We start from the raw sequence: 448 nt of genomic DNA, 5'->3' as shown, positions 1-448 counted from the left end.
GGTTTACCCTCTAATTCATGCTTTAAACGTAACCCAACAACAGACATTTGCTTTCTTACAAAATCATCATGAAGCTGTGTAAACTGAAAAGCATTGAAAATGTTTCTTGATTGTAGTCTTTTAGCGTGTCGCCTTCCAATTCCCCACACATCTTCTATTTTAGTCCATTTAATGGCTTTAATGCGTTTCACTTCATCATCTATAATGTAAATACCATTTGTTTTATCAGGAAACTTCTTGGCTATTTTATTTGCAACTTTTGCTAATGCCTTAGTAGGGGCGAAGCCAATACTAATAGGGATGCCTGTGCCTTTGGTAACACGTATTTTTATCTGTTCAGCAATCGTCTGTAAATTATGATATTCAAAACCATTGAATTTTAGGAATGCTTCGTCAATACTGTATATTTCGACTTCTGGTGTATATTCTGATAGTAAATTCATTACTC

Annotated in this window: 1 pseudogene; it reads right to left on the bottom strand. The window is 34.4% G+C overall.

Annotation, left to right across the window (positions count from 1 at the left end):
- Positions 1-448 (bottom strand): annotated as a pseudogene (locus IU405_RS02330) (SOS mutagenesis and repair protein UmuC); the annotation flags it as partial.

It is taken from the genome of Polaribacter sp. BAL334, assembly GCF_015767435.1.
Classification (GTDB): domain Bacteria; phylum Bacteroidota; class Bacteroidia; order Flavobacteriales; family Flavobacteriaceae; genus Polaribacter.
Note: the sequence above shows the minus strand (reverse complement) of the source record. Positions and strands in the feature narration are given on the sequence as shown.